Genomic DNA, 22264 nt, shown 5'->3' with positions numbered 1-22264 from the left:
CTATCGTTCCATCGCCCTTTGCCTGATCATGAATGGAAACATGACTTGTTGCATCCCCTTACCTTGATCAAGCCGCTGATTGCCCGTCTGCGTTCGATTGAGCCCTGGCTTCTGATGATGTTCGGCCTGGTATCGGCAGGCGGCTTCCTGTTTCTGCAACTGGCCAGCGAGGTCACCGAGGGTGACACGAGGGGTTTCGACGAAGAAATCCTGCTTTCCCTGCGACGGGCAAACGATCTTTCGGTACCGATCGGACCCGGTTGGCTGACCCATTCGGTTGATGACATCACCAGTCTCGGCGGAACGACGGTCCTCACCCTGATCACGCTTGTCACCGTCTTCTATCTGCTGATCATTCGGCAAAGACGCCTGGGAATTTTCGTGCTTCTCGGCGTCCTCGGGGGTTGGGGAATTAGCACGCTGTTGAAGCTCGGCATCGCCCGGCCGAGACCCGAGATCGTCCCGCATCTCGTTGACGTGCACGATCTCAGTTTTCCAAGCGGCCATGCCATGCTGTCGGCGGTGACGTATCTGACCTTGGGCGCACTTCTGTCACGCCTGCAGCTCCGCCGCAGCGCCCGGATCTATATCATCTGTATTGCCGTTCTGCTGACGCTGCTGATCGGCATGAGCCGCGTCTATCTCGGCGTACACTATCCGACAGATGTTCTTGGGGGGTGGTGCGCGGGTACCGTCTGGGCAACGCTTTGCTGGATCGTGGCGCGGACTTTGGTTTTCGGTACCGAAAGTCGTGAAAAGGAAGAGCTGCACGAAAGTCGCTAGAGGATGTCCGGTTCAGATCGAACCGGACATCCTCTAGATTCTTTTGTTTTCGTTTGTCTTTTCTGGAAAACCGGTTTCCACTTTTCCCTGACAAACTCCAAAGCGCGTCACGATCTTTCAGATTCGCTCCCCACGCCTTAGCTCTTTGTTCTTGCGAATGTCGTTATCGCAAAACCGCTGCACAGTTTTACGCGACAGGCTCTAGCCTGCGAAATTGTCGTCCTTTTCAATCCGCTCCCAGGTTTCGTCCATAGCGTAGGTGGGCGAAAAGAACGGAATACCGACGTGGCCGAAGCGGATGGAGAGCTGTCGCTCCGCGGTGCTCTCATCGACCTTCGCGATACGATTGAGATAGATGACCGATGCAAGACCGGTCCGATCGGCGCCGGAACGGCAGTGGATCAGAAGGGGCTTTGGCGCATCGCGAAGAATGGCTGTCAGTTGACGCGCTTCTTCGAGAGTCAATTCCTGGTCGGCTGACATCTTGAAGTCGATGTGGGTCAGGCCCAGACCTTTCGCAGCGGTGACCTCGTCCTTGTACCAGGCAGCCTTGTCATCACTGCCGCGCAAATTGACGATCGACTTGATGTCATAGAGTTGCGCATAGTCCGCTATTTCGGAGGCCGATGGCTGGTTGGAACGATAAACCTCGCCGGGCACGACAACGGCGAAGTTACCCGTCAACTGGATCCCGACAAGGTACGCCCCAAGACCGATCCCGGCCAGGCATGCCGAGATTCCGGACCATTTCAACATTTTACGCATCGACTGTTTCCTGTTGATCAGCACACTTTTCGCTTATTGTCCTGACAGGAAGCTGAACGACACACCTAAAAGTCGGCGGGAAGCACAACCGGAAGGATCAAAGAGACAACAAGGCCTGGCGCATTGTCGGACAGTTGTATTTCGCCCATATGAAGCTCGGCGATGGCCTGAACCAGGCTGAGACCAAGGCCGCTTCCGGGCGTCGAACGGCTTTTGTCCAGTCTATAGAGCCGGCGGAAGACATTCTCGCGCTCCTCCAACGGAATGCCGGGACCGGTGTCACGCACAGTCGCTGTTACTTTATTCCCATCGACGTCAAGCGCAAGGCCGATTCGGGTTCCCGGCGGACCATGATTAATGGCGTTTTCGACGAGATTGACGAACAGCTGGGTCAAAAGCTCGCGGTCTCCCAGAACGCGGCAATCCGAGGCCGGAGGGTTTGCGAGCGTCAATGTCTGGCCATTGTCCTCTGCAACGTCTGCATAGATTTCGGCTACCTCGGCCATCACATCCACAAGATCGACCGAGCGGAACCGAACCTTGCGTCCGCCAGCCTCGATCTGCGATATCCGCAGCAGCGCGTCGAACGTCGCATTGATCTGGTCGCTTTCCCAGAAGGCATCCGCGAGGAGATCGCCGACGGGCTTGCCTTTTTCATTCCGCTCAATCGCATCTTCGATGGTGATTTTCAGCCGATTGAGGGGCGTCTTGAGATCATGGGCGATATCGGCACTCACCTGCCGCATGCTCTCGACCAGCCGCGAGAGTCGCTCAAGCGCGTCGTTGATCCTGATCGAAAGAAGATCAATGTCGTCACGCCGACCGCTGACGGGGATACGGGCCTGCATGTGTCCATTCGAAATATCGACCATGGTGTCAACGACGCCATCGAGCCGCTTTTGTGCTCTGGTCGCCAGTATGATGCCGCCGACCGCCGCAAAAATGATGGTCAGAAGCGCCGACCAACCGAAGCTCAGAACGGCAATATCTTCGAAATCATCGGTTTCCGACAGGCTGCGTCCAACCGTCAGCCTGTTCGGGCCGACCGCGCCTGAAAAGACGCGGAACACCGTATCGTCAGCGATGCCGATATCCCAGGCGGTGATGCTCGACAGGCCATCCGGAAGCTTGGGAGCGGTTATGTTGCCGGCAATGCGGCGCCCGGCGCCGTCGACCAGCGAAAAGATCCGTGCATCCGGCGCCGGATGCTTGCCATACGCTTCGATTGCGGAAACGAGATCTTCCATGTCGTTCGGCGCGTAGTTCGACGTTGTCACCGAGTACATTTCCGCCACGGATGTATCGAGCGTCGCCATGAGCTCACGCTTCAGGAACTGATAGGTAACGAGGCCGGAAACGAGGAAGCCCAGCACGAAAAGCACGCCAAAGGCCAGTGCCAGGCGAAACGGCGTACTGCGATACAGTCTAACGGGGCGCATGCAGGCTGTAGCCGATATTTCTGATCGTGTGGAGAAGCTGGACCTCGAAAGGTTTATCGATCTTGGCACGCAACCGGCTGATATGCGTTTCGACTACGCTGGTTTTGGGATCGAAATGGAAGTCCCAGACGCGTTCAAGAAGCATGGTTCGGGTCAGGACGCGACCTTCCCCGCGCATCAGGGTTTCCAGAAGGGTGAATTCCCGCGGCTGCAGATCGACGACCTGTCCTCCCTTGCGCACACTCCGCTTGACGAGGTCGAGCTCAAGATCGGCGACACGAAGCACGGTCGTCTGCTCCTGGGGCGGCGGCCGGCGGCCAAGCGCGTTGACGCGCGCGAGCAGCTCTGAAAATGCGAAGGGTTTGACAAGATAGTCATCGCCCCCGGCCTCCAGGCCATCGACGCGATCATCGACGCCACCGATCGAGGTGAGGAAGAGCGCAGGCGTCAGCACCCGTGCAGCGCGCATCGCCTTCATCACCGATAATCCGTCGAGCCCCGGCAGCATCCGGTCAACGATCAGGACGTCATATGCTTCACGAGTTGCCTGGAACAGCCCGTCGCGGCCGTCCTCGACCGGATCGCAGACGTGGCCAGCCTCCGTCAATCCCTTGACGATGTAGTCTATGGTCTTTCGATCGTCCTCGATCAGAAGGATACGCATCCGGATCTCACTGGCTTCGGTGTCTGCTTATAACAAAGAAGGATCTTTAGGTCTCCTTCATGGAAAAATGGGTTTAGGGGGCGGACGCGATGGCGAGGGGTGCGTCAATCGCGCCCGCCGATACGCTCCTGCTTGCGGCGGCGAGCGGGAGCGTGACGGCGCTAACGCTAATGCACCATCGGATCTTCAAGAGCGTTGATCAATCCGCTCACGGCCTGCTCGGCCTCTACGGGATCGGGGCTTCCTTTGCGAAGTGCGCCGATCGCAAGGTCTGCGGCGTCATCGATCACACCCCACTCATCATGATTCTTCTGGTAGAGCGTCGCTTCGTTCTGGTCCCAGGTCGTTTCGAAATCCGTAATCCGCTTCTTGGCGGCGGTGAGATCGCCTTTCGTGACCAGCGCAAGCCTATCGGTTGCGATTACCTTGAACTCGGAGAGGTCGCCGAGCTCGCTTGGCGCGGTGGCTGCAAGAACCGGAGGGGAGAGGGCGGCAAGCAGCGCTGGCGAACACAGGAACGCAGCAACGACAAGAAGTTTCTTCATCACGATCTCCATTGAGGCAGGGCCCGGTCGTCCGGTGGTTGCGAGAATGAAGAGAAGTTTTTACGATAACTTCGCGGGTGGATTACGGTTTGGTAAGCTGAGGATTTTTATCTGCCGAACCAATCATATAAATTATATATCCTATTGTTTTCAAATAAAAATCATCTTGTCATGGCGATCGCATCAAGACGTTCTTCATAAACCTTACAAAACCGTATTCTCACGGCCAGGCGAGCGTATGAGCGTGCGGTTAGAGGTTGTGCATCCCGCCCTCTATGGCAGCGGAATAGCTAAGCCCTGAGTTTCAAAGAAGGAAATATCCGATGAAGTCGTTTCTTGCCGCCACCCTCATCGCCGTAATTGCCGGCGCCCCGCTTTCCCTCTCCGGTGCCCAGGCAGCCAATGTTCCTTGCGAGGAGATGTTGAAGGAGATGCGCGCTGCCAAACAGACCACCTCGCTCAGCAATGCCGACATGGCAAAGGTGAATGACCTGGAGACCAAGGCCGTCGAGCGCTGCAATGCCGACGACGACGCCCGTTCGGACGGTTTTCTGACCGAAGCCATGACGATCATGGGCAAGTGATACGCCCCTTGCGATGGAGAACCATCATGACCAATTTTGCCTCGACGTCCCTTCCGCAGAACCGGGTTCCCGATGTCACCGTGGAATTTTGGCTCATCAAACTCATGGCCGTCACCATGGGCGAAACTGCCGCCGACTATCTGGCGGTCAATCTCGGATGGGGGCTGACGGCGACGTCCGTCCTCATGTCGGCCGTTCTCGTGATCGCGCTCGGGTTCCAGTTCGCACAGAAGCGCTACGTGCCGTCCTTCTATTGGACGGCCGTGGTGCTGATCAGCGTCGTCGGCACATTGGTGACCCATAACCTCGTCGACAATTTCGGGGTGGCGCTGGAAACGACGGCCATCGGTTTCACGCTGGCGCTCGCAGCGACTTTTGCAGTCTGGTATGCAGTGGAGAAGACGCTGTCCATTCACTCCATCTTCACCGCTCGACGGGAGGCCTTCTACTGGCTGGCTATCCTCTTTACGTTTGCGCTCGGCACCGCGGTCGGCGATCTCGTTGCTGAAGTTTTCGCGCTCGGTTATCTGACAACGGGGATCCTCTTCGGCGCCATCATCGCGGCGATTGCCGCGGCCTATTATGCGTTCAAGATCGATGCGATCCTCGCTTTCTGGCTAGCCTATATCTTTACCCGCCCCCTAGGCGCCTCATTTGGCGATCTGCTGTCGCAACCGGTAGAATATGGCGGCCTGGGTTTCGGGACAATCATCACCAGCTTCCTTTTCCTCCTGGTCATTGTCGTGCTCGTCGCCTACCTGACGGTTACCCAGGCCCCGCGCACGACAGGACTGTCCGGCGAGCAGCAGGGATAGGCTGTCACACGCAATCTGGATCGGCACGAAAGGCCTTCCCGATGAAACGGGGAGGCCTTTTGCTGCATCACCCATTTCGCGCCCGACTCGAAAAAGCCCCCGCAACTGTGTTGCGGAGGCAGCGTTCAATACAACCTGGCTACGAGATCATTCGACGTCGGATTCCTGGCCGCTTTCGCCTTGGTCGGCAATCTGGCTGACCTTGCCTGTCATCGCATCCACTGAAACGCTCTTGGAGCCATCGGCGGTCATCAATTCGACTTCGAAGACGGCATCGGCCTGTTCGTTATCGAGAGCGGCATTGACCGCTTTTCCGCCATTGGCCTTTTCGGCTGCTGCGACCGCTTCGGAGAGGCTGATCTTTGCCGCGTTCAGCTTTGCAAACTCCGAGGCGTCATCTTTCTTGTCTTCATGCTCTGCAGCGATGGCAGCGATCGGGGTCGTCAGTACGGAAGCGACACTTCCCGTAGCCAGCAGAACGGCCATTGCAACGGAGAGGGATTTGTATCCAGTCATAATCTACTCCAATCTGGCGAGACCGGGATGGCCTGCCAAATCAGAATATGGGCTGCCGAACTTACATCGGGTTCTTCCGGAGTTTACGCTTTGGTAAGGAGGCCCGGATTGCCCACCCAGGTCAAGAACGCGCCGGCTTATGGCGTAATGAACTGCCAAATGACACCCTTGGATGGCGCTCCTCTGCGCTTTCACCAGATAGCGGACGCTGCTGGACCGGATACCGCATTGCAAAACGTGTGCGTGCAATCACAGCCAATCAAGTCCGCGTGAAAGATACGGTAAATTCGGCGGATCAAACTTGACTAATCTATTCATGAAATGATCGAAGCGGTGCGCATTCACACCGGAGGGAATTCATGAACCCGCGCACTATCCTGACCTCGACCTTTCTCGCCACATCGCTCCTGACGATCCCGTCGCTTGCTGCGGCTGCGAAAATCAACGTCTACACGACCCGCGAGCCCGCGCTGATCGCGCCTCTGCTCGAAGCCTTCACGGCGTCGACCGGCACCAAGGTCAATACTGTTTTCCTGAAGGATGGTCTTGCCGAGCGCGTCGCGTCCGAAGGTGAAAGCTCGCCCGCCGATATCCTGATGGCCGTCGATGCCGGCAACCTCGTCGATCTCGTCGACAAAGGCCTTACCCAGCCGATCGACTCCACGGTGCTGAATGCGGCCGTCCCCGAGCAGCTGCGCGATGCGCAGGGCAACTGGTTCGGTCTTTCGATGCGCGCCCGTGTTCTCTACGTGGCCAAGGATCTCGATCTCGCTTCGTTCAACTATGAAGACCTGGCCGACCCCAAGTGGAAAGGCAAGGTCTGCATTCGCTCCGGCCAGCATCCCTACAACACCGCTCTCTTCGCCGACTACATCGCCCACCACGGTGCTGAAGAAACCGAGACATGGCTGGCGGGCGTAAAGGACAATCTGGCACGCAAAGCCGCCGGCGGCGACCGTGACGGGGCCAAGGACATCCTCGGCGGTATCTGCGATATCGCAATCGCCAACTCATACTATGTCGGGCTGATGCGCTCCGGAAAGGGCGGCGAGGACCAGGCCAAGTGGTCCGAAGCTATCAAGGTCGTATTGCCGACGTTCAAGGATGGCGGGACGCAGGTGAACATCAGCGGTGCTGCCGTTGCCAAGCATTCGCCGAACAAGGCCGAGGCAGTGAAGCTTCTGGAATATCTCGTTTCCGACGAAGCACAAAAGATCTATGCCGAAGCCAACTATGAATATCCGGTCAAGCCGGGTGCCGCCGCAGATCCGATCATCGCCTCCTTCGGCGAGTTGAAGATCGACAACAAGTCGCTTTTGGAAATCGTCAGCCTTCGCAAGCAGGCGAGCGAACTCGTAGACAAAGTCGGCTTCGACAACTAAAGTTCGTCAGGGAAAAGTGGAAACCTGTTTTCCCGAAAAAACAAACGAAAACAGAGGAATTTAGAGGATGTCCGGTTCAATCTGAACCGGACATCCTCTAAGGCATGCGGAAGGCGCCTTCGGGCGTCTTCTTCCACCACCCATGGATCAGGCAATGGCGATCAGTACGGCGGCCGTCCGCTCCGCAAGGCACTCCGGCAGCGGCTGGTTGACAGTTGCCAGCGTGATCGCTTTCGTTGTCGTCCTCCCAATTGGCGGCCTGCTGCTGGAAGCAGCCAAGGGCTCCGCAGATCTGTGGGGGCACCTTCTGTCAACCACTCTGCCAGTGGCCTTGGTCGATACGATCATCCTGCTCGCAGGTGTCGGCCTGGTCACGGCTGCACTCGGCACGACGACGGCCTGGCTCGTGACGGCCTATGAATTTCCTGGCCGCCGCATGCTGGAATGGGCGCTGCTGCTGCCGCTTGCCGTGCCCACCTACATCATCGCCTACACCTATCTCGATATCCTGCATCCCATCGGGTCCGTACAAGGCGCCATCCGCTGGCTGCTGGGCTATGACAGCCCCCGGCAATTCCGCCTGCCCGACACACGTTCCATGATCGGCTGCATCCTGCTCCTGGGTTTTGTGCTCTACCCGTATGTGTACATCCCCACCCGGGCGATGTTTCTCACCCAGTGCGGCAATCTCATCGACGCGGCCCGCACGCTCGGTATCTCACGGCGGGCGGTGTTCTGGCGCGTAGCGCTTCCGCTCGCGCGCCCTGCCGTCGCCGTCGGTATCAGCCTTGCGCTGATGGAAACGCTGAACGATATCGGCGCTGCGGAGTTCCTTGGCGTCAGGACGCTGACCGTATCGGTCTACACCACCTGGATCACCCGTTCCGACCTGCCCGGGGCCGCCCAGCTTGCACTCGCGCTGCTGCTGATCGTCGTGGCGCTGGTTGCGCTGGAACGTTGGGCGCGGCGCAAGCAGCACTACGCCACCGATGCCCGCCGCAGCCGTGGACTGACGGTGCAGCGGGTATCGCGACCGAAGGGCATGCTTCTCTTCCTCGCAGGCCTCATGCCCGTTCTGCTGGGCTTCGGCGCACCGGCGTTTTACCTCACGGCGGAAGCCTGGAAGCGCTACCAGTTCGCCGGCCTGTCATCGCGGATTATCGATGAAGCCTTCAACACCATCATACTTGCCGCTCTTGCGACTATCGCCACGATCGTCTTCGGGCTGGTGGTGGCCTATGCAACCCGCGTCAGGCCGGGAGCAAAGTCCGCCATGCTGCTGCGCGTTTCCTCCATGGGATATGCCGCGCCCGGCACAGTGATCGCCATCGGCGTGTTGATCGTCCTGGACGGCTTCGACGGCTTCATCAATCGGACCGCCACAGCGTGGTTCGGTTTTTCGACCGGGCTGATATTCATCGGCTCGGGAATCGCGGTCGTCTATGCACTGACGGTTCGCTTCCTCGCGATATCGGCCGGCGGCATTGAAGCGGGGCTTTTGCGCATTCCCGGGTCGCTCGATCATGCAGCAAGTAGTCTCGGCCGGTCGCAAACCGCCACGTTCCTGCATGTGCATCTGCCGCTCTCCAAAGCGGCGATCTCAGCGGCGGCCCTGCTGGTCTTCGTCGATTGCGTGAAGGAGTTACCGGCAACCCTGCTCCTGCGACCGCTCAACATCGAGACCTTCGCCACGCATCTCTACGGAGAAGCGGCAAGAGGCACCTATGAGGAAGCCTCCATCGCGGCCCTCGCCATTGTTGCAATCAGCATTCTGCCCGTCATCCTGCTTTCCAGGGTCGGGCGCGCTCGCTCCTCCATCCCGCGCTGATCCGCTCCAAGGAACTGCGGACCCACGACCCAACCGTCCGGCCAACCCAGGTCGCTCCAGATCCGCCGCACAGCGCTTCACTCATCGTTTTCTGCATAGGACACATGCATGCGCCGCGTTGTGCTTTGGCAAGGTGGCGTGTACCTCTGGTGGCGGAAGGGCGACTGCGTGTTGCGGCGCTCAACCGGATCTGCAGGTGTAAAAAATGAGTACTGATGATGGATACCGATGAAGCCAATGTCTTCGATCTTGCACCGATTGCGATGTGGATCGAGGATTTTAGCGGGGTGAAAGAGCTGTTCGACCTCTGGCGCGCGGAGGGGGTTCAGGATATCCGAACCTTTCTCAGGGCAGATGTAGGCCGGGTCGTCGCTTGCTCGCAGCGGATTCGTGTCCTGAAGGTCAACCGCCGCATGCTCGAGCTCTTCGAGGCCCGCGACCGCGACCATCTGGTCGCCAATCTCCATTCCGTGTTCCGCGACGAGATGCTGACGAGCCACATCAATGAACTGTCCCAGCTCTGGGAAGGTCGCACGGAATTTTCCGGCAGCGCCGTCAACTACACGCTCTCCGGCCGCAGGCTCGATATCCAACTGCGCGGCTCCGTTCTGCCGGGATACGAGGAGAGCCTCGGCAGGGTGCTCCTGACGACGGAGGACGTGACGGCCCGCGAGGATGCGCGCCGCTATGCCGAAGGTGTGTTCGAACATTCGCCGGTCTCCCTCTGGGTCGAGGATTTCAGCGGCGTGAAGAACCTGCTCGAAGGTGCGCGCGACCGCGGCATCGTCGATTTCCGCGTCTTTACCGATGTTCATCCGGAATTCGTGCGCCAGTGCATGAGCGAGATCCGCGTCATCGCCGTCAACAGGGCGACGCTCGATCTCTTCGGTGCGCCGGATTCCAGGACGCTGCTGCAGCGCCAGTCCGAGATCTTCCGCGACGAGATGGAAAAACATTTTCGCGAACAGCTCATCGAGCTGTGGAACGGCAATCTGTTTCACCAACGCGAAGTGGTGAATTATGCGCTCGACGGCAGCGAGCGCTACGTGCTCCTGCAGTTTTCCGTATTCCCCGGTCGCGAGCGCGACTGGTCGCTGGTTCAGGTGGCGCTGACCGATATCACCGCTCGCAAGAAGGCCGAGGCCTATCTCGAATATCTCGGCAAGCACGATGTGCTGACCAAGCTGCACAACCGCGCCTTCTACACCGATGAGCTTAACCGGCTTCAGCGCAAGTCACTTCGTCCCGTCTCAGTCATCGTCATCGACCTGAACGGACTGAAGACCACCAATGACCAGCTCGGCCATGCAGCGGGGGATTCCCTTCTGCGGCGCTTGGGCGAGGTGCTGAACGAAGCGGTTTCGCTCCCCAATCACGCTGCCCGCGTTGGTGGCGACGAATTTGCTGTGATCATGCCGGCCAGCGATGAGGCTGATGTCGCCATCATGATCGACAATCTCCACAAACTCCTGAAGATCAACAACCAGTACTACTCCAACGCGCCGATCAGCATCGCTGTCGGTGCCGCCACCAGCGAGCCCGGTGAAGAAATGGAAGCCGTCGTACGCCGCGCCGATCTGTTGATGTATCAGCATAAGCAGGCCCACTACGAGGAGATCAGAACGCCTGCGCCCCCGCGCGAGGCCCGTTCCTAAAACCAGTTGGGGAAAGGAAAAGGCCGACAGAGGGGCCTGTCGGCCTTTGGTATTCCAGTTTTCCGTCAGACCACAACGCTGCCGGCCATGAAGGCGAGTACTAGGAAAATCAGGAAGATGACGAGCGCAATATAGAACAGAATCTTGGCGATCGTGGCGGTCGCCGCCGAAACGCCGGAAAAGCCGAGGAAGCCGGTGATCAGCGACACGACGAAGAAGATAAGCGCCCATTTCAGCATCGAATTTTTCCTTCTGGGGTTCAATACCCATAAAACGCTTGCGACCCCATTCCGGTTCCGCACCGCCTCCTTCAATCCTCACATCGCGACCGAATGGCGCGCTGCACCCGTGCCGAGATAGGCGTCAAATTCCGCCGCAACCAGTCGTGCCGTCCTGTGAGCGCTTTCCGGGTCGAGTTCAAATCGGTCGCCGCGGCGACGGAAGCCGAGATCGTTGCCGATCGCAAGCACGTTCGCGGTTTGGAAGATAGCCTGCCCGTTCGCGCCGAAGCGACGGGTTACCTCTTGTCCGTCGAAGCCGAAATCGCACATCAGCCGCTCGATCACCCAGCCCCGCGCGTGATCATCGTCGTTGAGTGCGGTGCCACGCACCGTGGCCAAACCACCCGCCGGTACAAGCCGCATATATTCCCCTGTGGCCGGCATCGTTTGGAGATAGCCCTGTGGAAGCTGGCTGATGGAGGAGGAGCCAAGCCCGATCAGGCTGTCGCAGCTATCGTCCGTATAACCTTGGAAGTTGCGACGCAGACGGCCGTTTTCGGCCGCGATCGCCATGTTGTCGGCGGGAAGCGCGAAGTGATCGATGCCGATCGCCCGGTAGCCGGCGGCGAGAATGATCCGTCGTGCCTCCTCGGCTTGCGCAAGGCGCGCGGCAGCATCCGGCAGGCTGGCCTCGTCGATCATCGTCTGGTGCTTCTTGAACCAGGGTACATGGGCATAGCCAAACAATGCCAGCCTGTCTGGTTTCAGCGACAAAGCCTGCCGGATCGTCGTGCCGACACCCGCGACGGTCTGGTGCGGCAGGCCATAGAGCAGATCGAAATTGACCGAGCGGGCACCGCGGGCGCGAACGCCCTCAACCACCCAGGCGGTATCCTCGAGGGACTGGATACGGTTGATGGTTTTCTGCACCACCGGATCAAAATCCTGGATGCCGAGGCTGGCGCGGCTCATGCTGATCTCGGCCAGCGCATCGAAGCGCGCCTCATCCATGTCGTTCGGGTCCATCTCGACGCTGAGGGACAGGTCGGGCGCGCAGTCGAAGGCGCCCTTGAGCGCTTCCCCGAGCCTCTTCATGTCCTCAGGCGTCAGCATCGTCGGAGAGCCGCCGCCGAAATGGATCGCCTTCACGGGGGCTTTTATCAACCGTCCGATCGTCGCGACCTCGCAAAGCAAAGCCTCCAGGTAAGCGGCCACGGGTGCGTATTGCCGGGTCTGCTTGGTGTGGCAGGCACAGAACCAGCAGAGCCGATCGCAATAGGGGATATGCACATAGAGCGACACCGGCTCTTCGCGCGGCAGGTCGCCCAGCCAGCGGCGCGCTGTCTCGCAATCGATGCCGGCGTGGAAATGTGGTGCGGTCGGGTAGCTGGTGTAGCGCGGAACCGACTGGCTGAGCAGCGCGGAAGGGGTCGATCTCATCGGCAAATCTCCGGTTTTCGCCGATCAACCTAGCGTCTGCGCCACCCGCCCGCCTTGATCCCGGTCAAATTCCCTCCTCCAAGTCGATCTTTCTCGACTTGATCTGGATCAAGGCGAAAGCGCCCGCCACCCCGTAAATAGCCGTGAAGACCCGGAAACCGATCAGGGGTCGGATCACCATCGCGTTGTGTCTAAGGCGACGGCGCATGGCTTCATCATTTCGTGCCAGCGGCCGGTTTCGTCGCTGATACATCGAGGTGGGGACCTCTTTCATGACACACGGACGCTCCATCATCGGCACCGGCCTATCGGCCTTTCTGGCCCTTCTCGGGGCGGGCTTTGCGGCAGACCATCTGTTTGCAAGCCACATGTGGGTGCTTTTCTTCGTATTGCTGTGCGCCACCATCGCCCTGATGCGCACCTCCTCCTTCGGTCCCTCGCCCAAAGTGGACCCGAATGCCTTCATGGATGGCCCGATCCGCTACGGCGTGGTCGCCACCATGTTCTGGGGCGTGGTCGGCTTTCTGGTCGGCGTGGTCGTGGCGTTGCAGCTCGCCTATCCCGATCTCAATATCGAACCCTGGTTCAATTTCGGCCGCACGCGCCCGCTGCACACCTCGGCGGTCATCTTCGCCTTCTGCGGCAACGCGCTGATCGCGACCTCGTTCTACATCGTCCAGCGCACCTGTCGCGCCCGGCTGTTCGGCGGCGATCTCGCCTGGTTCGTCTTCTGGGGCTACAATCTCTTCATCGTCATGGCGACGACCGGCTATCTGCTCGGCATCACCCAGAGCCGGGAATATGCCGAGCCGGAATGGTATGTCGACCTGTTCCTGACGGTAGTCTGGGTCTGCTATCTCGTGGTGTTCCTGGGCACGATCCTTAAGCGCAAGGAGCCGCATATCTATGTGGCCAACTGGTTCTACCTCGCCTTCATCATCACCATTGCCATGCTGCATGTGGTCAACAACCTGGCAGTGCCGGTCTCTTTTCTCGGCGTGAAAAGCTATTCGGCCTTCTCGGGTGTGCAGGATGCGCTGACCCAGTGGTGGTACGGCCATAATGCCGTCGGCTTCTTCCTCACCACCAGCTTCCTCGGCATGATGTATTACTTCATTCCGAAGCAGGCGAACCGGCCGGTCTATTCCTACCGTCTGTCAATCATCCATTTCTGGTCGCTGATCTTCCTCTATATCTGGGCCGGGCCGCACCACCTGCACTATACCGCGCTGCCCGACTGGGCCCAGACGCTCGGCATGGTGTTCTCGATCATGCTGTGGATGCCCTCCTGGGGCGGCATGATCAACGGCCTGATGACGCTTTCGGGCGTCTGGGACAAGATCCGCACCGATCCGATCATCCGCATGATGGTCATGGCGCTCGCCTTCTACGGCATGGCGACCTTCGAAGGCCCCATGATGTCGATCAAGTCAGTGAATTCGCTCAGCCACTATACCGACTGGACCATCGGTCACGTGCACTCCGGCGCGCTCGGCTGGAACGGCATGATCACCTTCGGCGCCCTCTATTACCTGACGCCGAAGCTCTGGGGGCGCGAACGCCTCTACAGCATGCGCATGGTCAACTGGCACTTCTGGCTCGCTACCCTCGGCATCGTCGTCTATGCCGCCGTCATGTGGGTTGCCGGCATCCAGCAGGGCCTGATGTGGCGCGAATATGATTCGCAGGGTTTCCTGGTCTATTCCTTCGCGGAAACCGTGGCGGCGATGTTCCCTTACTATGTGGTACGCGCCATCGGCGGCGGGCTCTACCTCACGGGTGCGCTCATCATGGCCTTCAACCTCACCATGACAATCCTCGGCTACCAGCGCGACGAGACCGCCATTCCGGGTCTCGCAGCTGTTCCTCAGCCGGCCGAATAGGAGCCGCACCCATGGCACTTCTTGACAAGCATTCGCTGATCGAGCGCAACGCGACGCTTCTTCTCGTGGGATCGCTGATCGTCGTTTCCATCGGCTGCATCGTACAGATCGCACCGCTCTTCTACCTCGAAAACACCATCGAGAAGGTGGAGGGCATGCGCCCCTATTCGCCGCTCGAACTCGCGGGCCGCAACATCTATGTCCGCGAGGGCTGTTACGTCTGCCACAGCCAGATGATCCGGCCCTTCCGCGACGAAGTGGAGCGCTACGGGCATTATTCGCTCGCGGCGGAATCCATGTACGACCATTCGTTCCAGTGGGGCTCGAAGCGCACCGGACCTGATCTCGCTCGTGTCGGCGACCGCTATTCGAACGAGTGGCATGTACAGCACCTGATCGAGCCGCGCGACGTTGTGCCGGAATCGGTGATGCCCAGCTATTCCTTCCTGAAGGAAACGCCGCTTGCCGTCGATCTGGTAGCGATGAACCTGAAGGCAAACCGCGCCGTCGGCGTACCCTATTCGGACGAAATGATCGACAACGCCGCGGCGGATATCAGGGCGCAGGCCGATCCGAATGCCGACACATCCGGCGTCGAAGCCCGCTATCCGAAGGCCAAGCTCGGCGATTTCGACGGCAATCCGCAGGCGCTAACCGAGATGGATGCGCTTGTCGCCTACCTGCAGATGCTCGGCACGCTGGTCGACTTCAAGACCTACGACGAAACTGCCGGCGAACGATAGGAGGCAGCCATGGACTATCACTGGCTGCGCGCCTTTGCCGATAGCTGGGGGCTGGTCGCCATGGCGGCCTTCTTCCTCGCCGCGCTCATTTTTGCCTTCCGGCCCGGCAGCAAGTCGCTGGCCGATGAAGCGGCCGATGTCCCCTTCAAGGATGACTGAGATGAAGCAAGACCATCTGGACGAAATTTCGGGAGTATCGACGACCGGCCATGAATGGGACGGTATCCGCGAGCTCAACAACCCAATGCCACGCTGGTGGGTCTATACCTACTATGCGACCATCGTCTGGGCTCTGGGCTACACGGTCTTCTATCCCGCCTGGCCGCTGGTGACGTCGGCGACGCAGGGCGTTCTCGGCTACTCCAGCCGCGGCGAGGTAAAGGCCGAGCTTGCTTCTGTCGAAGCCGAACGCAGCGCCCATACGGCAGCCCTTGCCAACAAAAGCGTCAGCGAAATTTTGGCCGACGATACGCTGCGGCAGACGGCGATCCAGTCAGGTGCTGCCGCCTTCAAGGTCAATTGCGTGCAGTGCCATGGTTCGGGCGCTGCTGGCGGTGCAGGCTATCCCAACCTCAATGACGACGACTGGCTCTGGGGCGGAAAGCCGGAACAGATCGAATACACCATTGCTCACGGTATTCGTTCGGCCGGCGATGCCGATACGCACCAGTCGGAAATGCCGGCTTTCTCCGACATACTCGACCGCGAGCAGATCGCGTCCGTCGCCGCCTTTGTCGTCAGCCTCTCCGGTACGCCGAAAAACTCCGGTCTGGTCAAAAAGGGCAGGACGGTCTTTGCGGAAAGCTGTGCCGCCTGTCACGGCAATGATGCGAGGGGCAACCAGGAACTCGGCGCACCCGATCTCGCCGATGCCATCTGGCTGAAAACCCATGGCGAGGCAGGCATCGTCGCCCAGATCAAGGCGCCGAAGCACGGCATGATGCCCGCCTGGGGCGCACGTCTCGGCGACACCGCGGTGAAGGAACTAACGGTCTTCGTCCATTCGCTCGGAGGCGGGCAAGTAGTGCGCGGTTCTCTTTTCCCTCCCGGAGAGAAGAGAGAAATCACCCGCGTCGCCCGTCCGGCTTGATCCGGATCAAGGCACTGCGCGGCCTCGGATGCGACGGTGGGGAAGGACGAAGCTGAGGAGGCGAGGTGGCGGTGGCCGCTTCGCCTCCTCGTGAAGGCGCTGGCCGGAGAATACGGATGCTGGACGAGACCCAAACCAAGCCGGAGGTGGAAACGCTGGATGCCGTCGCCGTCAATTCTGCGCGGATCCGCCAACCGCTTTATGCAGCCCGCAAGAAGGTGTTTCCGAAGCGCGCATCCGGCAATTTCCGCCGCTTCAAGTGGATCGTCATGGCGATCACGCTGGCGATCTATTATCTGACGCCCTGGTTGCGCTTCGATCGCGGTCCCTATGCACACGATCAGGCCGTGCTGATCGATCTCGCCAATCGCCGCTTCTATTTCTTCTTCATCGAGATCTGGCCGCAGGAATTCTTCTTCGTCGCCGGCCTTCTCGTCATGGCTGGCATCGGCCTGTTCCTCGTCACCTCCGTCGTCGGCCGCGCCTGGTGCGGCTATACGTGTCCGCAGACGGTGTGGGTCGATCTCTTCCTCGTGGTCGAGCGCTGGGTGGAGGGTGACCGCAATGCCCGCATGAAGCTCGATGCAGCGCCGATGAGCCCGCATAAGCTCTGGCTCAGGACCGTCAAGCATTCGATCTGGATCGTGATCGCGGTTGCGACCGGCGGCGCCTGGATCTTCTACTTCGCCGATGCGCCGACATTGCTGCACGAGGTCATGACCGGCGCAGCCGCACCCGTCGCTTATATCACAGTCGCAATCCTCACCGCCACGACCTATGCCTTCGGCGGGCTGATGCGCGAACAGGTCTGCACTTATATGTGCCCTTGGCCACGCATCCAGGCCGTCATGCTCGACGAGACCTCGCTGACCGTTACCTACAACGACTGGCGCGGCGAACCGCGCGGCCGCCACCAGAAGAAGGCGGCAGCCACGGGCGTTACGGCCGGCGATTGTGTCGATTGCAACGCCTGCGTCGCCGTCTGCCCCATGGGCATCGATATTCGCGACGGCCAGCAGCTGGAATGCATTAGCTGCGCGCTCTGCATCGACGCCTGCGATGGCGTCATGGACAAGCTCGGCAAGGAGCGCGGTCTGATCTCCTACGCCACCCTTAACGACTACAACGCCAACATGGCGATCGCGACCGCCGGCGGCATCCAGCCGATCACGCCGTCGCTGGTGCGCACCGCAGAGGGTAAGCTTTCCCCGGCACTCTCCTGTGTGAAGCCGGCTACGCTTCTGAGACCACGCACGCTGCTCTATGCCGGCCTCTGGGCCTTACTCGGTATCGGGCTGCTGCTCACGGCCCTCGTCACCCGGAACCGCGTGGAAATCAACGTGCTCAGGGACCGCAATCCGCAATATGTGCTGCTCTCGGATGGTTCGATCCGCAACGGCTATACGGTCAAGCTTCTCAACATGCGCCCCGAACCCCGAGCCTTCACGCTGCATATGGAAGGCCTTGCCGGTGCCTCGATGACGGCGGCCGGCCTGGAAAACGACGCCAGCGGCGCGCTGATCGTCCCCGTCGAACCCGATCGCCTGCGCACTGTCAAGGTTTTCGTGCGTCAGCCATCGACAGATGCCACACCCGGTGCCGTGAGCTTCGATCTGATCGCCGAAGATCGCGGCAGCGACGAACAGAGCACCTATCGCACCAGCTTCGAAACACCGGAGATCCCGAGATGAAAACTGCCGCTGCACGCCCGCGCGAATTCACCGGCCGGCACATGCTTGCCATCCTCGTTGCCTTCTTCGGCACCATCATAGCGGTCAACATGGTGATGTTCAGCTTCGCCAAATCCAGCTGGAGCGGCCTCGTTGTCGAAAACTCCTATGTGGCGAGCCAGCAATTCAACGAAGGCCTCGCCGCCGCCCGCAAACAGGAAGCACTTGGCTGGACGATGGATTTCGACATTGCTGGTGGTCATTTCAGTTATCGGCTTGCCAGTGCGGATGGAAAGCCTGTCCCTGCCCGCTCGGCAACCGTCGTCTTTCGCCACCCGGCCTATCAGGGCGCCAACTGGACGACGACGCTCACACCTGCTGACAATGGCGATCTCATCTCGGTCGACAAGCTGCGCGATGGTATTTGGGACGTTGAGATCAACGCCGAGGCGGGGCTCGAAACACCCTATCGCAGCACCCTGCGCATCACCATCGAGAACGGAGTGCTGCAATGAGCTGCTGCGCTCCTGGAACGGAAATCGGGCTCGCCGCCACCCGCCTGCCGGGCATTGATGAGCTTAGGCTCGAAAGCCGCCCGCTCGGAAACGGCCTCCTACAGACGGAGCTTGCGGTGCCGGATATCCATTGTGGCGCCTGCATCACCCTGATTGAGCGCGAACTCGGGGCGCTCGACGAGGTTTTCAGCGCTCGCGTCAATCTCTCGACCCGGCGCGTCACCGTCTCCTGGAAGGACGTCGCGACCCCGCAATTTGTGGAAAAGCTGGCCGCGCTCGGCTATCCCGCCCATCTCTTCGACAGCGACGCTGCCGAAAGCGACAAGACGCGTGGCGAGCTCATGCGCGCGATTGCCGTTTCGGGTTTTGCCGCCGGAAATATCATGCTGCTCTCGGTCTCCGTCTGGTCGGGCGCGGATGGCTCGACACGCGATCTCTTCCACTGGCTGTCGCCGCTGATTGCGCTTCCGGCGCTACTCTTTGCCGGCCGCATCTATTTCCGCTCCGCCTGGAATGCGCTGAAGCATGGCCGCATGAACATGGACGTGCCGATCGCGCTCGGCGTCTCGCTTGCCTTCGGCATGAGCCTCTATGAGACATTGCATCATGGCGAACATGCCTATTTCGATGCGTCTGTTTCGCTGCTCTTTTTCCTCCTGATCGGTCGCACGCTGGATCACGTCATGCGCGACAAGGCGCGGGCGGCGGTGAAGGGGCTTGTCCGACTTCAGCCGAAAGGTGCGGTTATACTGCGCGGGGATGGCAGCCACAGCTATTTGCCACTCGGCGAAATCTCCGTCGGCATGCAGCTTCTGGTGACGGCGGGCGAGCGGGTACCCGTGGATGGCACCGTTGTAGAGGGCATGTCGGATATGGATTGCTCGCTCGTCAACGGCGAGTCCGCGCCGCAGGCCAACACGAGAGGCGACACTGTCCGGGCCGGCACGCTGAACCTCTCAGGGCCGCTCGTCATCCGCGTTACCGCGATCGCGCGCGAATCTTTCCTCGCAGAAATCGTCCGCCTGATGGAGGCCGCCGAAAGCAGCCGCAGCACCTATCGCCGCATCGCCGATCGTGCCTCGGCGCTCTACTCGCCCGTCGTCCACCTGACGGCGCTTCTCACCTGCATCGGCTGGCTTTTCGTCTCCGGCGACTGGCACCGGGCGATCACCATTGCCATTGCCGTTCTGATCATCACCTGCCCCTGCGCGCTCGGCCTTGCCGTGCCGATCGTGCAGGTCGTCGCTGCCCGTCGCCTGTTTGAAAACGGCATCATGGTCAAGGACGGCTCCGCCATGGAGCGGCTCGCCCAGATCGATATCGTTGTCTTCGACAAAACCGGCACGCTGACATCAGGCCACCCGGTCGCGACATCGACCTTTGCTGCGAATGGCCAGCCACTGGAGATCGCTTCCGCCCTTGCCGCTCTCTCACGCCATCCGAGCGCACGGGCAATCGCCGAGGCTTATCCCGCCGCAAAGCTGAAATTCGATGCAGTGAAGGAACATCCCGGCCTAGGCATATCCGGACGGCTGGGAGGCAGGTCCTACCGGCTTGGCCGGGCCTGCTGGGCCCTGAGGAATCCGGACGCCGCCGATGGTGCGGCAACCGTCCTCGGCGTCGATGGCATGCTCCGCGCCGCCTTCACCTTCACCGACCGCCTGCGCGTGGATGCTCCGCAAGCCCTTGCAGCGCTGCGTTCGTGCGGCATCGGCATTGAAATGCTTTCTGGCGACCGCGCCGTAGCAGCGGCCGAAACCGCCAAGGTGCTCGACATCACCCACTGGCAAGCGCAGGTATTACCCGGCGACAAGGTCCACCGGCTGAACGAGCTTGCTCTCGATGAGTATCGGGTTCTGATGGTTGGCGATGGCCTCAACGATGCTCCGGCCCTCGCCGCCGCCCATGTCTCGATGGCGCCTGCCACTGCCGCCGATATCGGCCGCAATGCTGCGGATTTCGTTTTCCTGCGCGAAAGCCTGTCGGCCGTACCGCTGGCGCTCTCGGTGTCGCGCGAGGCGGGCAAGCTGATCCGGCAGAATTTCGCGTTGGCGATCGGTTACAACGCCCTCGCCGTGCCCATCGCCATCCTCGGCTATGTTACGCCGCTGGTTGCTGCAATTGCCATGTCGGTCTCCTCCATCCTGGTCATCGCCAATGCGCTTCGGCTGAAAGCGCCCGCCCCACAGCCCGCCAAGAGAAACGGTATGGGACGGGTAATGGGGGTCGTCGCGCCGTGACCATGCTGCTGTTCCTCATCCCCGTCGCCCTCTTCCTCGGGGGCCTTGGCCTGATCGCCTTCCTCTGGGCGCTGAAAAGCGGCCAATACGAGGATCTCGACGGTGCCGCCGAACGGATCTTCGTCGAAAATGACGAACTCCCCAGCAAGGAGCAGACCCCTGCACGCGCAAGCCTCTAAGACGGAATCCTTCACGCTGCTCTCGGAGATCTGGGGCGAACAGCTGGCGCTTTGCGATGCGCTGGAGCGGCTGGCGGACGCCTTGCCGGCTGGGCTCGACAGGTTTCATTGCCTGCGCCTTGCCCGTACCATCCCCGCCGTTCTCGACCGTGCCCACAAGCTGGAGGAGCTGCTGCTTTTTCCGCTGTTGCAGGACCGCACCGCGGCGTCGCCAGCCTTTGCCGCCATCATTGACCGGCTCCGCTTCGAGCATCTGGAGGACGACGCCTATGCCGATGAGCTTTACGATGCGCTGAGCGCTCGCGGCTGGGGCAGGCCAAAGCCTTCTGCAGAAACGCTGGGCTACATGCTGCGCACCTTCTTTGCCGCCACCCGCCGCCATATCCACTTCGATCGCGACGTACTGATGCCGTTGCTTCTGGCCGGCACGGGCGACACCGCCCGCCTCAGCTGCAGCGCGCCTTGAGGCGGGCAAGGTCCGGCACGAGGATATGCCGGTTGGCGATGATGGTGATCACGCCGGATGTCCTCAGCTTCGTCATCTGCCGCGATACGGTTTCGATGGTGAGGCCCAGGAAATCGGCGATATCGGCACGCGACAGCGGCAGGTCGAATTCTGCCGCGCCGGCATCGTCTTGAGGACTGATATGAGTGGCGATCAGATAGAGGAAACTTGCCACCTTCTCCGCCGCCGTCTTGCGACCAAGCGTCACCATCCAGCCGCGGGCTTCGTCCAGTTCCCTGAGCGTCTGCTCCATCAGGCGGCGTTCAAGCTTGGGATTGTCGGCAACCAGCTGCTCCAGCGCCGCACGCGGCACCCGGCAGAGCTCCACGTTGGAGGCCGCCTCGACAGAGACATCGCTGTTGCTGCCATACATACGGCCGACGAAATCCGGCGCGAATTGCAGGCCGACGACCTGCTGGCGGCCATCTTCCAGCATCTTGGTGAGTTTCACCACACCACGCATGACGTTGGCGTAGGAGGTAATCGGGGTGTCTTCGCTGGAAAGCTGGGCACCTGCCTCATGGCGCACCTGCCGCGTATGGCGCGAAAGCGCGAGCAACTCGTCCGCATCAAGCGCGCCGCACATGCCCTTATGGCGGATCTCGCAGCTTTGACAGAGAGCCGGCGTCTGTGAGTTGTGAATGTCTATGCGCGTCATTGCCAATGCCGGTGCTGCCCCTGCGACCCCGTGTTGCGTCCAAAAATCAGAGCAAAAATGCTCCCGTCGCATCAACACCTTGATAGCCGCTTCCTCGACGCTGCGGAACATCACACTTTGCGACAAAACCACCCACTGCGCGCC

General features: G+C 60.4%; 24 protein-coding genes. 15 read left to right on the top strand and 9 right to left on the bottom strand.

What is annotated here, in order from left to right:
* Positions 1-45: 45 nt before the first annotated feature.
* Positions 46-783: a phosphatase PAP2 family protein gene (locus QO002_RS02970; RefSeq protein ID WP_370878445.1), complete on the top strand. Its 738-nt coding sequence runs from the start codon at positions 46-48 to the stop codon at positions 781-783.
* Between the two features lie 201 nt (positions 784-984).
* Here QO002_RS02970 and QO002_RS02965 read toward each other — a convergent pair whose 3' ends face one another.
* The 4 genes from QO002_RS02965 to QO002_RS02950 all read right to left on the bottom strand — a co-directional run bounded on the left by QO002_RS02965 (position 985) and on the right by QO002_RS02950 (position 4196).
* Positions 985-1548 carry a dual specificity protein phosphatase family protein gene (locus tag QO002_RS02965; RefSeq protein ID WP_307226543.1) on the bottom strand — a complete coding sequence of 188 codons (564 nt, stop codon included), beginning with the start codon at positions 1546-1548 and terminating at the stop codon, positions 985-987.
* 65 nt (positions 1549-1613) lie between these two features.
* Positions 1614-2987: a HAMP domain-containing sensor histidine kinase gene (locus QO002_RS02960; RefSeq protein ID WP_307226540.1), complete on the bottom strand. Its 1374-nt coding sequence runs from the start codon at positions 2985-2987 to the stop codon at positions 1614-1616.
* On the bottom strand, positions 2974-3651 hold the full coding sequence (locus QO002_RS02955; protein WP_307226538.1) for a winged helix-turn-helix domain-containing protein: 678 nt from the start codon (positions 3649-3651) through the stop codon (positions 2974-2976). The genes QO002_RS02960 and QO002_RS02955 overlap by 14 nt, the downstream gene beginning before the upstream one ends.
* 167 nt (positions 3652-3818) lie before the next feature.
* Positions 3819-4196, bottom strand: coding sequence for a hypothetical protein (locus QO002_RS02950; RefSeq protein WP_307226536.1), 378 nt, complete (start codon positions 4194-4196; stop codon positions 3819-3821).
* Between the two features lie 323 nt (positions 4197-4519).
* Between QO002_RS02950 and QO002_RS02945 the strand changes: the two genes are divergently transcribed.
* Positions 4520-4780 (top strand): hypothetical protein, encoded by a 261-nt coding sequence (locus QO002_RS02945; RefSeq protein ID WP_307226534.1) that lies wholly within the window; start codon positions 4520-4522, stop codon positions 4778-4780.
* 26 nt (positions 4781-4806) lie between these two features.
* Positions 4807-5595: a COG4705 family protein gene (locus QO002_RS02940; RefSeq protein WP_307226532.1), complete on the top strand. Its 789-nt coding sequence runs from the start codon at positions 4807-4809 to the stop codon at positions 5593-5595.
* A 147-nt stretch (positions 5596-5742) separates the two neighbouring features.
* On the opposite strand, the gene QO002_RS02935 is transcribed toward QO002_RS02940, so the two are convergent.
* On the bottom strand, positions 5743-6111 hold the full coding sequence (locus QO002_RS02935) for a PepSY domain-containing protein (protein WP_307226529.1): 369 nt from the start codon (positions 6109-6111) through the stop codon (positions 5743-5745).
* A 359-nt stretch (positions 6112-6470) separates the two neighbouring features.
* On the opposite strand from QO002_RS02935, the gene QO002_RS02930 reads away from it, so the two are divergent.
* The 3 genes from QO002_RS02930 to QO002_RS02920 all read left to right on the top strand — a co-directional run bounded on the left by QO002_RS02930 (position 6471) and on the right by QO002_RS02920 (position 10976).
* Positions 6471-7493: a Fe(3+) ABC transporter substrate-binding protein gene (locus QO002_RS02930; RefSeq protein ID WP_307226527.1), complete on the top strand. Its 1023-nt coding sequence runs from the start codon at positions 6471-6473 to the stop codon at positions 7491-7493.
* Positions 7494-7635: 142 nt separating this feature from the next.
* Complete coding sequence (locus QO002_RS02925) at positions 7636-9321, top strand: ABC transporter permease (protein WP_370878444.1); 1686 nt, start codon at positions 7636-7638, stop codon at positions 9319-9321.
* A gap of 215 nt (positions 9322-9536) precedes the next feature.
* Positions 9537-10976: a sensor domain-containing diguanylate cyclase gene (locus QO002_RS02920; protein WP_307226521.1), complete on the top strand. Its 1440-nt coding sequence runs from the start codon at positions 9537-9539 to the stop codon at positions 10974-10976.
* Between the two features lie 65 nt (positions 10977-11041).
* On the opposite strand, the gene QO002_RS02915 is transcribed toward QO002_RS02920, so the two are convergent.
* From QO002_RS02915 to QO002_RS02905, 3 genes are all read right to left on the bottom strand, one after another.
* Positions 11042-11215, bottom strand: a complete 174-nt coding sequence (locus QO002_RS02915) for a DUF1328 domain-containing protein (protein WP_307226519.1) — start codon at positions 11213-11215, stop codon at positions 11042-11044.
* Positions 11216-11293: 78 nt separating this feature from the next.
* Positions 11294-12637, bottom strand: a complete 1344-nt coding sequence (gene hemN, locus QO002_RS02910) for an oxygen-independent coproporphyrinogen III oxidase (RefSeq protein ID WP_307226517.1) — start codon at positions 12635-12637, stop codon at positions 11294-11296.
* Between the two features lie 64 nt (positions 12638-12701).
* The gene (locus tag QO002_RS02905) at positions 12702-12911 is read right to left on the bottom strand and encodes a hypothetical protein (RefSeq protein ID WP_307226516.1); all 210 of its coding nucleotides are present in this window, start codon (positions 12909-12911) and stop codon (positions 12702-12704) included.
* Between QO002_RS02905 and ccoN the strand changes: the two genes are divergently transcribed.
* The 9 genes from ccoN (at position 12910) to QO002_RS02860 (ending at position 21423) form a co-directional block, all read left to right on the top strand.
* Positions 12910-14520, top strand: a complete 1611-nt coding sequence (ccoN, locus tag QO002_RS02900; RefSeq protein WP_307226513.1) for a cytochrome-c oxidase, cbb3-type subunit I — start codon at positions 12910-12912, stop codon at positions 14518-14520. The genes QO002_RS02905 and ccoN overlap by 2 nt on opposite strands.
* A gap of 11 nt (positions 14521-14531) precedes the next feature.
* Positions 14532-15263 carry a cytochrome-c oxidase, cbb3-type subunit II gene (gene ccoO, locus QO002_RS02895; RefSeq protein WP_307226511.1) on the top strand — a complete coding sequence of 244 codons (732 nt, stop codon included), beginning with the start codon at positions 14532-14534 and terminating at the stop codon, positions 15261-15263.
* A 9-nt stretch (positions 15264-15272) separates the two neighbouring features.
* On the top strand, positions 15273-15422 hold the full coding sequence (locus tag QO002_RS02890) for a cbb3-type cytochrome c oxidase subunit 3 (protein ID WP_307226509.1): 150 nt from the start codon (positions 15273-15275) through the stop codon (positions 15420-15422).
* 1 nt (position 15423) lies between these two features.
* Complete coding sequence (ccoP, locus tag QO002_RS02885) at positions 15424-16353, top strand: cytochrome-c oxidase, cbb3-type subunit III (RefSeq protein WP_307226507.1); 930 nt, start codon at positions 15424-15426, stop codon at positions 16351-16353.
* Between the two features lie 116 nt (positions 16354-16469).
* Positions 16470-18044, top strand: a complete 1575-nt coding sequence (gene ccoG / locus QO002_RS02880) for a cytochrome c oxidase accessory protein CcoG (protein WP_307226505.1) — start codon at positions 16470-16472, stop codon at positions 18042-18044.
* On the top strand, positions 18041-18538 hold the full coding sequence (locus tag QO002_RS02875; RefSeq protein WP_307226503.1) for a FixH family protein: 498 nt from the start codon (positions 18041-18043) through the stop codon (positions 18536-18538). Before ccoG ends, QO002_RS02875 begins: the two co-directional genes overlap by 4 nt.
* Positions 18535-20778 carry a cation-translocating P-type ATPase gene (locus tag QO002_RS02870; protein ID WP_307226501.1) on the top strand — a complete coding sequence of 748 codons (2244 nt, stop codon included), beginning with the start codon at positions 18535-18537 and terminating at the stop codon, positions 20776-20778. Before QO002_RS02875 ends, QO002_RS02870 begins: the two co-directional genes overlap by 4 nt.
* On the top strand, positions 20775-20957 hold the full coding sequence (gene ccoS / locus QO002_RS02865; RefSeq protein ID WP_307226499.1) for a cbb3-type cytochrome oxidase assembly protein CcoS: 183 nt from the start codon (positions 20775-20777) through the stop codon (positions 20955-20957). Before QO002_RS02870 ends, ccoS begins: the two co-directional genes overlap by 4 nt.
* Positions 20908-21423, top strand: coding sequence for a hemerythrin domain-containing protein (locus tag QO002_RS02860; RefSeq protein WP_307226497.1), 516 nt, complete (start codon positions 20908-20910; stop codon positions 21421-21423). Before ccoS ends, QO002_RS02860 begins: the two co-directional genes overlap by 50 nt.
* Here the strand turns inward: QO002_RS02860 and QO002_RS02855 are convergent.
* Positions 21404-22120, bottom strand: coding sequence for a Crp/Fnr family transcriptional regulator (locus QO002_RS02855; RefSeq protein WP_307226495.1), 717 nt, complete (start codon positions 22118-22120; stop codon positions 21404-21406). The two genes, QO002_RS02860 and QO002_RS02855, sit on opposite strands and share 20 nt — an antisense overlap.
* Positions 22121-22264: the final 144 nt, after the last annotated feature.

Source organism: Pararhizobium capsulatum DSM 1112, from assembly GCF_030814475.1.
Lineage (GTDB): Bacteria > Pseudomonadota > Alphaproteobacteria > Rhizobiales > Rhizobiaceae > Pararhizobium > Pararhizobium capsulatum.
The sequence above is the reverse complement of the archived record's forward strand: the minus strand, read 5'-3'. Positions and strand labels throughout refer to the sequence as shown.